13 protein-coding genes and 1 tRNA gene (1 of these 14 only partly in view) are annotated in these 13,435 nt (G+C 72.2%); 4 read left to right on the forward strand and 10 right to left on the reverse strand.

The genetic code is table 11. The features are described from left to right. The 4 genes from msrP to HGN31_RS06840 all read right to left on the reverse strand — a co-directional run. On the reverse strand, positions 1 to 578 hold the 5' portion of the coding sequence (msrP, locus tag HGN31_RS06825; RefSeq protein WP_043132861.1) for a protein-methionine-sulfoxide reductase catalytic subunit MsrP. 289 nt of this gene lie to the left of the window's left edge; 578 of the gene's 867 nt are visible here — the first part of the coding sequence; the start codon lies at positions 576 to 578; its stop codon lies off the left edge, out of view. A 120-nt stretch (positions 579 to 698) separates the two neighbouring features. Continuing rightward, on the reverse strand, positions 699 to 1,820 hold the full coding sequence (locus HGN31_RS06830) for a baeRF11 domain-containing protein (protein ID WP_036708647.1): 1,122 nt from the start codon (positions 1,818 to 1,820) through the stop codon (positions 699 to 701). Positions 1,821 to 2,029: 209 nt separating this feature from the next. Continuing rightward, positions 2,030 to 4,657 carry an ATP-dependent chaperone ClpB gene (gene clpB, locus HGN31_RS06835; RefSeq protein WP_168782740.1) on the reverse strand — a complete coding sequence of 876 codons (2,628 nt, stop codon included), beginning with the start codon at positions 4,655 to 4,657 and terminating at the stop codon, positions 2,030 to 2,032. 97 nt (positions 4,658 to 4,754) lie between these two features. Beyond that, complete coding sequence (locus HGN31_RS06840; RefSeq protein ID WP_168782741.1) at positions 4,755 to 5,393, reverse strand: TenA family protein; 639 nt, start codon at positions 5,391 to 5,393, stop codon at positions 4,755 to 4,757. A 148-nt stretch (positions 5,394 to 5,541) separates the two neighbouring features. Between HGN31_RS06840 and pyrF the strand changes: the two genes are divergently transcribed. Then, positions 5,542 to 6,231, forward strand: coding sequence for an orotidine-5'-phosphate decarboxylase (gene pyrF / locus HGN31_RS06845; protein ID WP_043132870.1), 690 nt, complete (start codon positions 5,542 to 5,544; stop codon positions 6,229 to 6,231). Positions 6,232 to 6,308: 77 nt separating this feature from the next. Then, entirely contained in the window at positions 6,309 to 7,070 is a 762-nt protein-coding gene (locus tag HGN31_RS06850) for a DUF998 domain-containing protein (protein WP_168782742.1), read from the forward strand. On the opposite strand, the gene HGN31_RS06855 is transcribed toward HGN31_RS06850, so the two are convergent. Genes HGN31_RS06855 through HGN31_RS06870 form a run of 4 tightly spaced genes read right to left on the reverse strand, consistent with a single transcriptional unit; the run spans position 7,067 to position 9,568 of the window. Beyond that, positions 7,067 to 7,510 carry an NUDIX domain-containing protein gene (locus HGN31_RS06855; protein WP_168782743.1) on the reverse strand — a complete coding sequence of 148 codons (444 nt, stop codon included), beginning with the start codon at positions 7,508 to 7,510 and terminating at the stop codon, positions 7,067 to 7,069. The genes HGN31_RS06850 and HGN31_RS06855 overlap by 4 nt on opposite strands. Next, the gene (locus HGN31_RS06860) at positions 7,507 to 7,785 is read right to left on the reverse strand and encodes a pectate lyase (RefSeq protein WP_231572751.1); all 279 of its coding nucleotides are present in this window, start codon (positions 7,783 to 7,785) and stop codon (positions 7,507 to 7,509) included. The genes HGN31_RS06855 and HGN31_RS06860 overlap by 4 nt, the downstream gene beginning before the upstream one ends. Next, positions 7,782 to 8,648 carry an SPFH domain-containing protein gene (locus HGN31_RS06865; protein ID WP_425325336.1) on the reverse strand — a complete coding sequence of 289 codons (867 nt, stop codon included), beginning with the start codon at positions 8,646 to 8,648 and terminating at the stop codon, positions 7,782 to 7,784. The genes HGN31_RS06860 and HGN31_RS06865 overlap by 4 nt, the downstream gene beginning before the upstream one ends. A gap of 44 nt (positions 8,649 to 8,692) precedes the next feature. Next, positions 8,693 to 9,568: an N-formylglutamate amidohydrolase gene (locus HGN31_RS06870; protein ID WP_168782744.1), complete on the reverse strand. Its 876-nt coding sequence runs from the start codon at positions 9,566 to 9,568 to the stop codon at positions 8,693 to 8,695. Between the two features lie 164 nt (positions 9,569 to 9,732). On the opposite strand from HGN31_RS06870, the gene HGN31_RS06875 reads away from it, so the two are divergent. Further along, a tRNA-Val gene (locus HGN31_RS06875) sits at positions 9,733 to 9,807 on the forward strand. Positions 9,808 to 9,886: 79 nt separating this feature from the next. Next, on the forward strand, positions 9,887 to 10,012 hold the full coding sequence (ykgO, locus tag HGN31_RS06880) for a type B 50S ribosomal protein L36 (protein ID WP_036700801.1): 126 nt from the start codon (positions 9,887 to 9,889) through the stop codon (positions 10,010 to 10,012). A gap of 73 nt (positions 10,013 to 10,085) precedes the next feature. Here ykgO and HGN31_RS06885 read toward each other — a convergent pair whose 3' ends face one another. Together HGN31_RS06885 and HGN31_RS06890 are read right to left on the reverse strand one after the other, a co-directional pair. Further along, a complete protein-coding gene (locus HGN31_RS06885; RefSeq protein ID WP_168782745.1) occupies positions 10,086 to 11,885 on the reverse strand; it encodes a peptidoglycan-binding protein in 1,800 nt (599 codons plus the stop codon). An 86-nt stretch (positions 11,886 to 11,971) separates the two neighbouring features. Next, positions 11,972 to 13,396, reverse strand: a complete 1,425-nt coding sequence (locus tag HGN31_RS06890; protein WP_168782746.1) for a peptidoglycan-binding domain-containing protein — start codon at positions 13,394 to 13,396, stop codon at positions 11,972 to 11,974. Positions 13,397 to 13,435 lie beyond the last annotated feature (39 nt).

A 13,435-nucleotide genomic window follows, 5' to 3' on the forward strand; every position in this document is an offset into this window, starting at 1 on the left:
GGGCCGCCGCTCTGCGCCGGCAGCGGCTTGCGGTAAAGCCCGGTGGCCAGGAACGTCAGCGGGTGGCGCGCCTCGTCCAGCCGCAGCGCCTCACGGTAGGGCCAGTCGAGCGTCTTGCGGCGCTGACCCGGCAGTTCGTCGGGGCGATAGACCGTCTCGAAGGCGACGAAGCGGGCCTCGGGCTTGACGCCGGCGCGGTCGAGCACGCCGGCGAGCGGCACCCCCTCCCACGGGACGACCATCGACCAGGCCTCGACACAGCGGAAGCGGTAGATCCGCTCTTCGCGCGCAGCCACCGGGGCGATCTCGTCCAGCGTCAGCGTGCCGGGGCGCTCGACCAGCCCGCCGATCTCGACTGACCACGGGCTCATCGTCAGCCGGTGCGCGTTCTCGGCGGGGGCCGATTTCCCCATCCCGAGCTCGACGTAGTTGTTGTACCCGGTGATGTCCTCATACGCGGTCGGCGCGTCGCCTCGGGCGAACGCCGGGGTCGCGGCAACCGCCGCCATTCCGGCGAGAAGCCCGCGCCGGTTCAGGACCAGCGCCTCGGGCGTGACATCGGACCAGCTCAGCTTCATCGGCCTACTCCCGCTGTTGCCGGGGCATCCTAGCCGAGCCGCGGCGGCGCCGTCTTCACGAACGCGAAACCGCCGCGCCCTCGGCGAGGGCGCGGCGGCGGGTATCAAGCGGTGGCCAACTCAGGCCGCCCAGCGCAGGATCGCGGCGAGGTCCTTGGCGCCCTCGGGCAGATCGCCCGCGCGGACCGCCATCACCCGGCCGCCGTTGCGCAGCACCCGCAGCGCGATCTCGTCAATCACGCCGTAGTTGCGGGCGTCGTCCACCTCGTCGAGGAACAGCACCCCGTCGTCGTCGATCGTGCCGGGCACCGTCACGTCGATGTCCACCAGCAGCGTGTCGACCGCCCCGTGGGTTGCCGCGCGGGCCACCTGCGACAGGTCGCTCGACGCACGCCCCTCGCCGAACCGCTCGCCATAGAGGTCGCGCAGCTCGGCCACCTTGGCGTCCTGCAGCTTGGCGAGGATCGGGCGCGCCTCTTCGGCGAGCTGGTTGTCGGACTTCTCTTCCGGGCTGCCGGTGATCGCGTCGGGGGCGATGTGGGGATAGTCGCTCGCCTGGGCGAAGAGCTCGCGCAGCGGGTCCGCGGCGGCGATGATCAGCGGCCGCGAGCTGGACTTGATGACATCCATCAGCGCCTTGTCCACGATCCGCACATACTGCCGCAGGCGGACGTTCTTGCCCTCGTCGCCGGTGATTCGCCGCGACGGCGCGCGGTCGTTCAGCGTCGTCGTCTGCAACGCGTCATAGGCGTCCTTGGGCAGGTTCGGCACCCGCACCTCATGCGCCTCGCCCGAGGCCGGCACCTCGATAAGCTTCACCCCGCCCTCTGCCAGCGACAGCACATAGGCGTCGTTCGAGAAGGTCGTCGCCCGCAGCAGCGGCTTCATGTGGAAGCGGTCCGAGACATGGACCTGGTCGGGGATCTCGTTGGCCAGCCGGAAGGTCCGCAGCTTGTCGGGCGTCACGAAGATCGCGAGGCTATGGGCCTGGTGCGCCCAGAATTCCTCGTCGTCGTCGAAGTCGGCCAGCTGCTCTTCGATCGGCCAGCGGCGGCGCTTGTCGAGCCCCATCTCCTCGAGCTGGTTGATCGCCTCGCGCGCAAGGTTCTTGAGGCTGATCCGCGCCGTGTCCACCTGTTGGGTCGTGGGGGTGGTGGCCAGGTAGATCGTCACCGCCGCATCGCTGCGGGTGTCGGCCAGCCGGTTCAACTGCTCTTGCGAGGGAATATCGAGGTGGAGCATCGGGCGTCCTTTCGCGTCTTTTCCGTTATCCCCCTCGATATGGGGATCAGACGCCCTGTTTTTAACCGCCAACCCAAGGAAATATCTGTATTTTCCGATGGAACCTGACGCGGCGTCCGGACATTGAGCGACCCGCGGGACGAAAAAGCCCCGGCGCGAACGCCGGGGCTTTGAGTTCAAGCGGTCACGACGCGACCGCCGTCCCAAGCTTACTGCAGCGGTGCACCCGCGGGCCGCTCGCCGGCGCTGCCGAGCTTGCCGCCGCTGACCCGGTTGCCCACGATCAGCCCGTCCGGTCCGGCCGACACCTTGACCGTCTGCCCGTCCAGCACCTCGCCGCCCAGCATCATCTCGGCCAGCGGGTTCTGCAGCGACCGCTGGATCACCCGCTTGAGGGGCCGCGCCCCGAACACCGGGTCATAGCCCTCGTCGGCCAGCCAGCTCATCGCCGCCTCGTCCACGTCCAGCGCGATATTGCGGTCCGCCAGCCGCCGCTCGAGTCCAGCAAGCTGGATCTTCACGATCCCGTCCATGTTCGCCCGGCTCAGCCGGTGGAAGATGATGATCTCGTCCAGGCGGTTCAGGAACTCGGGCCGGAAATGCGCCCGCACCGCGGCCATCACCTGCTCGCGCGCGTCCGAACTGTCGGCGCCCTCGGGCAGCTGGCTCAGCGCCTGCGCCCCGAGGTTCGAGGTCAGGATGATCAGCGTGTTCTTGAAATCGACCTTGCGCCCCTGACCGTCGGTCAGCTGCCCGTCGTCGAGCACCTGCAACAGCACGTTGAAGACGTCAGGATGCGCCTTCTCGACCTCGTCGAACAGGATCACCTGATAGGGCCGGCGCCGCACCGCCTCGGTCAGCACGCCGCCCTCGTCATAGCCGACATAGCCGGGCGGGGCGCCGATCAGGCGGCTGACCGAATGCTTCTCCATGAACTCGCTCATGTCGACGCGCACCATCGCACTGTCGTCGTCGAACATGTATTCGGCGATCGCCTTGGTCAGCTCGGTCTTGCCGACGCCCGTCGGGCCGAGGAACAGGAAGCTGCCCAGCGGCCGCTTGGGGTCGTTCAGCCCCGCCCGCGCCCGGCGCACGGCCTGCGACACCGCCATCACCGCGTCGTTCTGACCGATGACGCGCTGGCCCAGCACCTCCTCCATCTTGAGAAGCTTGTCCCGCTCGCCTTCCATCAGCTTGCTGGTCGGGATGCCGGTCCAGCGCTCGACCACCTCGGCGATCTGCTCAGGGCGCACGGCCTCTTCGACCATCGGGCCTTCGGTCGGGTTCTCGGCCTCGCCCAGCTGCCGCTCGAGCGAGGGGATGATCCCGTAGCTCAGCTCGCCCGCGCGGGCGAGGTTGCCCTCGCGCTTGGCCTGCTCGAGCTCGGCCCGCGCCCGGTCCAGCTGCTCCTTGATCTGCCGCCCGCCTTCCAGCTTGTCGCGCTCGGCCTGCCAGCGTGCGGTCATCTCGGCCGACCGCTCCTGCAGGTTCGACAGGTCCTTCTCGAGCCGCTCGAGCCGGTCGCGGCTCGCCTGGTCGTCCTCTTTCTTCAGCGCCTCGGCCTCGATCTGCATCTGCAGGATCTGCCGGTCGAGCGCGTCGAGCTCCTCGGGCTTGCTGTCCACCTCCATCCGCAGGCGCGAGGCGGCCTCGTCCACGAGGTCGATGGCCTTGTCCGGCAGGAAGCGGTCGGTGATGTAGCGATGCGACAGCACCGCGGCCGAGACGAGCGCCGCGTCGCTGATCCGCACCCCGTGGTGCAGCTCGTACTTCTCCTTGATGCCGCGCAGGATCGAGATCGTGTCCTCGACCGTCGGCTCCTCGACCATCACCGGCTGGAAGCGCCGGGCCAGCGCCGCGTCCTTCTCGATGTACTTGCGGTATTCGTCGAGCGTCGTGGCGCCCACGCAATGCAGCTCACCCCGCGCGAGCGCCGGCTTGATGAGGTTCGCGGCGTCCATCGCGCCGTCGGTCTTGCCCGCGCCGACGAGGACGTGCAGCTCGTCGATGAACAGGATGATCTCGCCGGCCGCGGCCTCGATCTCCTTGAGGATCGCCTTCAGCCGCTCCTCGAACTCGCCGCGGTATTTCGCCCCGGCGATCAGCGCGCCCATGTCCAGCGCCATCAGCTTCTTGTTGCGCAGGGATTCCGGCACGTCGCCGTTCACGATGCGCAGCGCGAGGCCCTCGGCGATCGCGGTCTTGCCGACGCCCGGTTCCCCGATCAGCACCGGGTTGTTCTTGGTCCGACGGCTCAGCACCTGCATGGCGCGGCGGATTTCCTCGTCGCGGCCGATGATCGGGTCGATCTTGCCCTGCTCGGCGGCCTCGGTCAGGTCGCGCGCATATTTCCCCAGCGCCTCGAAGGTGTCCTCGGCACTGGCGCTGTCGGCGGTGCGGCCCTTGCGGATGTCGTTGATCGCGCTGTTGAGCGCCTGCGCGGTCACCTTGCCCGCGTCCAGCGCGTCCTTGGCCCGCGTGTTCACCATGGCCAGCGCCATCAGGATGCGCTCGACCGGCACGAAGCTGTCGCCCGCCTTCTTGGCGAGCTTCTCGGCCTCGTCCAGCACCCGCACGAGGCTCGGGTCCACATAGACCTGCCCGTCCCCGCCCGAGACCTTGGGCAGCTTCGCCACCGCCGCATCGACCGCGCGCTGCACCGCCTTGGCGTCGGCGCCGGCGCGGGTGATCAGGTTCGCGGCCAGCCCCTGGTCGTCGTCCATCAGCGCCTTGAGCAGATGCTCGGGCACCACGCGCTGGTTCGTCTCGCGGATCGCGATGGTCTGCGCCGCCTGGATGAAGCCGCGCGACCGCTCGGTGAATTTTTCCATGTCCATCAAGTCTCTCCTCGTTCAGCCCCCGCCGGTGCGCCGCCCGTCATGGCGCGGCGCGTGGCAGGTCTTTCCCGCGATGTGGGAAGAATGACCCGCACCTTCAACCCTCATAAGCTGCGTCGAAGAAGCGCAGTTCCAGCGCCGTCGCACGGCGGAAGAAATCCTCGGCCACCTGCGGCTCGGCCGGGCCGACCCGGTCCAGCTCGGCGGCGAGGAAACCCACGAAGTCGCGGAAGTCCGGGTTGTCGTGCAGCGTGATCCACTCGGCATGGACGAAGCTCTCGGGCAGCGGCTGCGGCGCCCGGCTGGCCCAGTCGAGATAGAGGCCCTCGGCCACGTTCAGCACCGCGAGGCAGGCGGCGTAGGACCCGCTATTCGCCGCCTCGCGCATGATCGCCTGAAACCCCTGTGTGGGTTCAAGGTCAGGCGTCGCGGCCCGCGCGGCGGCGCCGACCCCGAGCGCGTCGAAGGCGCGCAGGAAATAGTCGTTCTCGTCTGTCGAGACCATGCCGACGAACCGCCCGAGCCGCAGCCGCGCGGCCGCCGTGTCAGCCGTCGCCATCGCCCCCCCGAGCAGCGACAGGAACGCATCGAGAAAGCGGTAGTCCTGCACCAGATAGCGCGCCATCACCTCGGGCGGCACGGCACCGCGGTAAAGCTCGGTGACGAAGCGGTGGGTGACGGCGGCGGTCCAGCCCGGCTCGGCCGCCTGCCGCAGCCGCTCGGTGAATGATGTCATCTGCGCTCTCCCTGTGACGAGGCGCGAGGGTCGCCCGGACGCGGCCGGGGCGCAACCACGCGGGCGCACCCCTGCGGGGCGGTGGACTTTCCGCCCCCCGCCCCGCTATGCCGACCCCGACCGCGGCATCGCAGAGGGGACCGGGACCATGGACGACCGACTGATCGTGGCGTTGGACGTGCCGGACGCGCTGAGCGGGCTGGAACTCGCCCGCCAACTGGGCGACGCGGTGTCGTTCTACAAGATCGGGCTGGGGATGCTGACCGGCGGCGGTCTGGCCTTGGCGCGCGAACTCAAGGACGACCACGGCAAGCGCATCTTCCTCGACATGAAGCTCTTCGACATCGGCGCCACGGTCGAGGCGGCGGTTCGCGGCCTGACCCGCTTCGACATCGACTTCCTGACCGTCCACGGCGACCCCCACGTGGTCCGCGCGGCCAAACAGGGCGCGGCGGGGACCGGGACCAAGATCCTCGCCGTGACGATCCTCACCTCGCTCGACCGCGCCGACCTCGACGCCGCGCTGATCGCGCCGGGCGACCTGCACGACCTGACCGTTGAGCGCGCGGCCCGCGCCTTCGAGGCCGGCGCCGACGGGATCATCTGTTCCCCGCGCGAGGCCGCGGCCATCCGCGCCCTGCCCGGCGCCGGGCTGATCGTCACCCCCGGCGTCCGCCCCGCCGGCGCCGCCGCCGGCGACCAGAAACGGATCGAGACCCCCGCCGCCGCCATCGCCGCCGGCGCCGACCACATCGTCGTGGGCCGCCCTGTCTGGCAGTCCGCGAACCCCCGCGCCGCCGCGCAGGCGATCCTGGCAGAGCTGCCGGCCGCCGGCTGAGGGGCGTTGACGGCCCCCGGCGCACCGCCCACTCTCCGCCCTCCCGGCGGGTCGCGCCGGGTGCGTGAGGCGCCGCCATGACCGACCCTGCCACCGACCCTGAGCTCGCCCCTGAGCTCGCCCCATCCGAAACCCGCGCCGCCGCGATCAGCGGCGCGCTGCAACGGGCCGACAACGACCTCGTGCTGTCGTTCCTCAGGGTCCGCCGCGCCATCGGCCTGCTCGGGTTCTTCCTGCCCGCGGCGCTCGTCGCCTATGCCGCGACGCTGGGCGGCACGCTGCTGCCCACGATGTCGGACTATCACTACACCCCCATGCGCGAGATCTTCGTCGGCACCCTGTCCGCCAACGCGGTCTTCCTGTGGAGCTACGAGGGCTACCGCCCCCGCCCCGGCGAGGTGCTGAGCGACCGCATGGCCGCCCGCACCGCCTCGCTCGGCGCGCTCGCCGTGGCGCTGGCCCCGACCCTGCCCGAGGCGCCCGCGATCTGCACCCTCAGCCAGTGCCTGCTCGGCGACCGGGCCGCGGCGCTGATCCACCTGGCCGGGGCCACGGCCTTCTTCGGCGCCCTCGCAGCGTTCTGCCTGATCCTGTTCGTGCGCGGGACCGAGGACGGGCGCGAGAAGCGCGGCTCGAACCGCATCTACCGGGTCTGCGGCTGGACCATCGTCGCCTGCCTCACCGCCATCGCCGCGATCTTCGTGGTGCCCGGGGTGGCGGCCCGCCTCGCCCCGCTGCGCCCGGTGTTCTGGCTGGAAACCGTGGCCACCTTCGCCTTCGCCGTCTCGTGGCTGGTCAAGGGCGACGCGCTGCGCCCGGTCGTCCGCGCCGCGGGCTAGAGGCCCAGCATCTCGGCCACGATGCCACGGAAATGCGGCACCGCCTGCGGGTGGGCCACGAACTCAGCCACCGGCATCAGCCGCAGCTCGGCCCCCTCATCGCCCAGCCGGGCGGCGGCGGCCTCGGCTGCGGTGATCTCGGCGTGGAAATAGAACCCCCAACGACCCGGCTTGTGCGGCAAGGGCCGCGCCCCGCCGGTCAGTCGCGCCGGGTCCAGCACCAGCCCCGTCTCTTCCGCCAGTTCGCGCAGGCCGCAGGCCCGCGGCCCCTCGCCCGGCTCCCGCGCGCCGCCGGGCAGGTCCCACATCCCCGGCCAGTTGATCGTCGGAATGTCGTCGCGCCTGAGCACCAGCAGCCGGTCCCCGCAGGTCAGCACCAGCTTGGCCCCCCGCCAGGCGAGGCCGCCGTCGTCGTCCGCCTCGGCCTCCGGCGCGCTCATTCGTTGTCGTTGATGTCGCGGTGCCAGATGCGGGTGCGCGAGCGGTCCACACCCGCCATCCGGCTGAAGCCGAACCATGCCACCCCCGACAGCACCGCCGTGACCACCAGCGCGGCGGGCAGACCCCAGCCCCAGAGGCCCGCGAGCAGCACCACCCCCATCACCCCCACCGCCGCGGCGAGGCCGAGGAAGACATAACCCGGCAGGATCATCTCGATCAGCGCCAGCAGCAGCGCCGCGATGATCCACAGCCAGCCGTTCGTCCACACGATCATGACGACCGCCCCTTCAACAATTGCGCCGCGTCGCGGAACGCGTCCAGCGCGGCGGCCGGCAGGATCACCGTCTGCTTGCCCTGCCCGGTCGCCACCTCGGTCAGCGCCTCGACCTGCTTCATCGCCACCTGATACTGCGCCGCCTCGATCCCACCCCCGGCGAGCGCGTCGGCCAGCGCCCGGGTGGCATAGGCCTCGGCGTCGGCCAGCACGCGGCGCGCCTTGGCCTGCTGCTCGGCGGCGTAAAGCTCGCCGTCGGCAGCCAGCTCCACCGCCCGGCGCTTGCCCTCGGCCTCGGTCACCTGCGCGCGGCGCGCGCGCTCGGCATTCAACTGCTGCAGCATCGCCGCCCGCGTCGCATCGTCGAGGTTCACGTCGAGGATCTCGGCCCGCGTCACCTCGATCCCCCAGTCGTCCACCACGTTGGCGACCGATTCGCGCACCCGGTCGATCAGCTGCGCGCGGTTCGACTGGACCTGGTCCAGCTCCATCATGCCGATCTCGGACCGCACGATCCCGGCCACCGTGGTGGCGATGGCCGCGTCCACGTCGCGGATGCGGTAGACGGTCTTCTCCGGCTCGAGGATGCGGTAGAAAACCGAGGTCTCCACCTGCACCAGCACGTTGTCGGCGGTGATCGCGTCCTGCCGGCTGGTCGGCAACTGCCGCTCAAGGACCGAGATCCGGTGCGCCACCCGGTCGAGGAACGGCACGGTGAAGTTGATCCCCGGCCCCAGCACGGCGCGCAGCCGGCCGAAGCGTTCGACCACGAATTTCTCGGACTGCGGGACGATGCGGACCGATCCGGTGATCGCATAGAGGATCACCACCGCCAGGATGATGAGCGCCACGTTCTGGGACAGGAACTGGGTCAGGGCGTCGGGCACGGGCGTTCTCCTTCAGTCGGTCATTCGGCGGCGATGCGGCCGGGTGCGGCGGGGGCGATCCCGGCCAGCTCGGCCACGACCCGGGCGAAGCGGTCGGCAAACCCCGCATAGCCCGCGTGCGGCCGCACCATCGCCTCGTCGAGGTAGAGGCCGCGGTCGATCTCGATCTGCACGACATGGCGGTTCTGCCCCGGTCGCCCATAGGCCGCCGCGACGAAAGCGCCGGCGAAGGGAGAGTTCCGGCGCACCCGGAACCCCGCCCCGGTCAGCGCCCCGTGGACCCGCGCGCTCACCCCGGGATCGGCCGAGGCGCCGTTGCGGTCGCCCAGCACGATGTCGGGCCGGGGGGCGTTCAGATGGGACAGCGCCTCGCGCGGCATCGAGTGGACGTCGATCAGCACCGCCCGCCCGAACGTGGCCACCGCCTCGTCCATCACCGCAGCCAGCGCGGCGTGATAGGGGCGCCAGTAGGCCTCGATCCGGCGCCGCGCCTCGGCCTCGGACAGCTTGCCGTGCCGGATCGGCCGGCCCCGCGCCACCACCCGCGGGACCACGCCCAGCCCCGACAGGATGCGCGCGTCGAGCCGCCGGGGCGGCAGCCCGTCGATCGCCGCCGGGTCCAGGTCCTCGGGGCCCCGGTTCAGGTCCACCACCACCCGCGGCACCCGCGCCGCGAGCGTCACCGCCCCCGCCGCCACCGCCGGCGCGATCAGCCGGTCGACATACGCATCCTCGGACGAGCGCAGCGCCAGCGGGTCCAGCACCGATTCCGCCAGAAACCACGGCGGATAGTCGCGCCCCGAATGCGGCGAAGCGAGGATCACACCCGCGCGCCAGCGCGCGGGCCGGGTCAGTTCGACCCCGCCCGAATGCCCTGCCGCCGCGTCCTCGGCCATGCCGGTTCCTTCCCTGCCGCGCCCGGGATGAAAGGGCCCGCGCGCCGCCACTATGCCCGCCGGGGCGGGGCGCGAAAAGGGCACTTGCGGCCCCGATGGGCTGGCGATATAGACACCCGACCAACGCGATTCCGCGGGCTCTGGCCCGTGGCGTCACACGGCACGGGCGGTTAGCTCAGCGGTAGAGCACTACGTTGACATCGTAGTGGCCACTGGTTCGATCCCAGTACCGCCCACCATTTTCGCCGCCCCCGGGCATTGACCGGGGGCATTTCAGTTTCCGGGCGCAACTTGCGCGCGCCATGAGGAGAGAGACCGATGAAGGTTCGCAACTCGCTGCGTTCGCTGAAAGAGCGTCACCGCGACTGCCAGATCGTGCGCCGTAAAGGCCGCATCTACGTGATCAACAAGACCAACCGCCGCTTCAAGGCGCGCCAGGGCTGACGCCCCGCGCCGGATCGGCAAGGACACGACGCCCGCGGATCGCTCCGCGGGCGTCTTTCGTTGGTCCGCCGGCTCAGTCCTGCCGGATCAGCGTGTCGGCCAGCAGCCGGACGGCGGTCGACTGGTTCAGATAGCCCGTCGCCCGCAGGTTCCGCGACGCCTGATAGCGCCGGATCGCGGCCCGGGTCTTGCCGTCGAACACCCCGTCCACCTTGCCCACGTCGTGCCCCATCGCCGCCAGCCGCTGCTCGACCACCAGCCGCACGGGCGGCGCGAGGTCGAGGGCGGCCTCACCCGCGGCGTCCTGCGCCTCCTGCGCGCGGAACCGGGCGAGGCGATTTTCCGCCTCGGCGGTGTGGCGGCCGCGGGGATAGCGGTCGATGTAGCTGCGATAGGCCGCCGCCGTATCCCCCCGCGTGGCCTGCGCCCAGGCGCGGTCGTCGGCCTCGCGCGCCGGCCCCTCGCTGCCCGTCGCCGCCGCCCCGGCGCGGGCCGCATCGGCCAGCACCTTGCGCGCGGCGTCGGCGTGCAGCCCCTCGGGATAGCGGGCGAGGTAATCCGCGGCCCCCGCCGCCCCCTCGCCCTTCATCCGAGCCCAGTCGCGGTTGTCGGCGGCGTCCCGCGCCTCCTGCCGCTGACGCGCCTCGGCCTCGAGCCCGCGCGAGCGGATCGCCGCGCTACGCCCCAGCAGGTCGATCTGCGCACGAGTCAGATAGCCGGTCGCGGCCACACCCGAATCGCGCTGGAAGCGGGTGATGGCCGCGCGGGTCTGGCCCCCGAAGGCCCCGTCGATCCCGCCCGTGTCATAGGTGAGCAGCGTCAACTGCCGCTGGATCTGCGCCCGCTGCGCCCGGTCGAGCCGCAGCGCCGCCTCGTCCGCGGCCGGGCCGCTGGGGGCCGGGGCGACGGCGGCGGCGTCCAGGTCCTCCATCCGGCCGCGGGCGGCGCCCGCATAGATGCTGCGCGGGTATTTCCCCAGGAATTCGCGGTAGGCGGCGACCGAGTTGGCGCGCTTGGCCCGGGTCCAGGCCGCCTGCTCGTCGGCGCCCGGCGCGGCGATCTGGTCGGGGGGGACGAGGACCGGCTGGCCACCGGGAACCACCACGGGCTGCCCTGGACGCGGCGGCGTCACCACCACGGGCTGCCCGCCACTCGGAGGCACCACGACCGGCCGCTGCCCGCCCGGCGGGGGCACGACCACGGGCGCCGGGCCGCCCGCCAACACCCGCAGCGACGGCCCCGAGGTCAGTGCCTCGGCCACCGTCCCGTCGGGGCGGGCGAGCACCTCGGCCGCGCGCCCGATCCCGTCGGTGTAGCCCGCGATCACCGTCACCCCGGGCCGGGCGGCGATGTGGCCCCAGCCGGGCCGCAGCCCGGGTCCGGTGGCAAAGGGCTTCTGGTCGGTGCCGAGCATCAGGATCGCCCGCGGGTCGCCGCCCTCGATTGCCTCGGTCACGACTGACAGCGGCACGCCGGTCAGCCCGACGCTCAGCAGCGAGACGGTCCCCGCGTCGCGGCCCAGAAACCACGTCTCGCCGCGCGAATGGACGAAGCGGCCCTTCAGCACCACGAGCCGCGGCCCCGGCCGGTCGTCGGGGCGCAGCAGGTCCGACAGTGCCGCGCGAAGGTCGGCCGCCACCAGATCGTCGCCCTCGACCACCCGGTAGCCGCTGGCCTTGAGCGTCCGCAGCGCTGGTCCCAGCGAGACCGCCGCCACGTCCGGCAGCTCGGCATAGTCACTATTGCCGACCACCACCGCGCGCGGCTCGGCCGCGGCCATCCCGATCCCCAGCGCCAAGGCCGCGGCCGAGGCCCCGAGCGTCGCCCCGAGCGTCAGGGCCGCCCGGGCCCGGGTGGAAATCTTCGCTGTCATCGTCGCCTCCCGCAGCGCCGGCATGCTCGCCGTCCCTGCCCCAATGCCGGCCGCCGCGGATCGGTTTCCGCGGCGGCCGGGCCGGATCAGTTGCGGCGCTGGCCGCGCAGGCGGGCGAGCTGGTCGGCGTTCAGATAGCCGGTCGCGGTCAGCCCGTTGTCGCCCTGCCAGCTGCGGATCGCGGCACGGGTGCCGGACCCGAACTTGCCGTCGATCCCGCGCGGGTCATAGCCCAGCGCGGCGAGCCGGGTCTGCACCTCGGTCCGCTCGATCGCGCCGAGGTTCAGCGCCGCCTCGGACGCCGCCGTGGCGCCCGTGCTGCCGCCGGTGCCCGGAGCGGGCACCACGACCGGGGCGGTCCCGCTCAGCGCATCGGCCTGCGCGCGGGTCAGATAGCCGGTCGCCGCGTCGCCGCGCGCCACCTGCCACGCCCGGATCGCCCGCCGCGTGCCCGAGCCGAACTGCCCGTCCACGCCCCGCGTGTCATGCCCCGCGGCGACGAGGCCACGCTGCACCGCGATCCGCTGCTCGCGGGTCAGGTTCAGGCCCAGCTCGACCCGGGCCGCGGCATCGGCATCGACGCTGCCCCCGCCGACGACCGGGGTGTTGCCCGCGTTGAGGATCGCGTCGGCGTCGGCGCGGGTCAGATAGCCGGTCGCGGCCACCCCGGCGCTGCGCTGCCAGGCGGTGATCGCCCGGCGCGTACCGGACCCGAACTTGCCGTCCACCCCGCGGGTGTCGTGGCCCATCTGGGTCAGCCGCGACTGGATGATCCGCCGCTGCGTGGCGGTCAGGTCCAGCGCCGCCTCGGTCGCCGCGGCGGTGGCGGTGCCCGCAGGCTCGGCCCCGCCGGGACGGCCGCTGATCCGCAGTTCCTCGACCTGGGCCGCGTTGAGATAGCCGGTCGCCGGATAGCCGCGGCTCTGCTGCCAGGCGGTGATCGCGCGGCGGGTGCCCGAGCCGAAGACCCCGTCCACTCCGCGGGTGTCATGGCCGAGCCGCGTCAGCCCGGCCTGCACCGCCTGCCGCGTCTCGCGGCTGAGGCCCAGCGCCGCCTCGGTTCCGGCGGCGTTGGCGTTCGGCGCCGTGACCGCACCGGTCGCCGCGGCGACCTCGGCCCTTGCCGCGTCGGCGGCCGAGGTGCCCGCGGGCAGTTCGGGCGCCGGGGTCGTCACCGGCACGGTAGTGGTCGTGGCGGTGCCCGAGGGCGCCGGCGCCTGCACCGGCGTGCCGGCCTGCAACCGGCCGAGCGCGGCCCGCGCCTCAGCCGCGTGCATCCCGTTCGGGTTCCGGCTCAGGTAGTTGCGATAGGCGGCTTCGGTCCCGGTCTGGACCGTCAGCTCCCACATCAGCTGGTCCTGCGCGGCCTGGGCGATGGTGCCCGCGACGCCGCCGGGCTGCGTGCCCTGGCCGCCCACCACCACCGGTGCCTGCTGCGCCATCGCGGCGCCCGCCACCAGCGCCGACCCCAGCACGGCGGCCAGCGCCGCCGAAAACCCGTTCCTGACCATTGCTCGTTCCCCTTGTCCGGGCCCGTTCGCGGGCCACGC

The sequence above is a fragment of the Paracoccus sanguinis genome, from assembly GCF_012689545.1.
GTDB classification, from domain to species: domain Bacteria; phylum Pseudomonadota; class Alphaproteobacteria; order Rhodobacterales; family Rhodobacteraceae; genus Paracoccus; species Paracoccus panacisoli.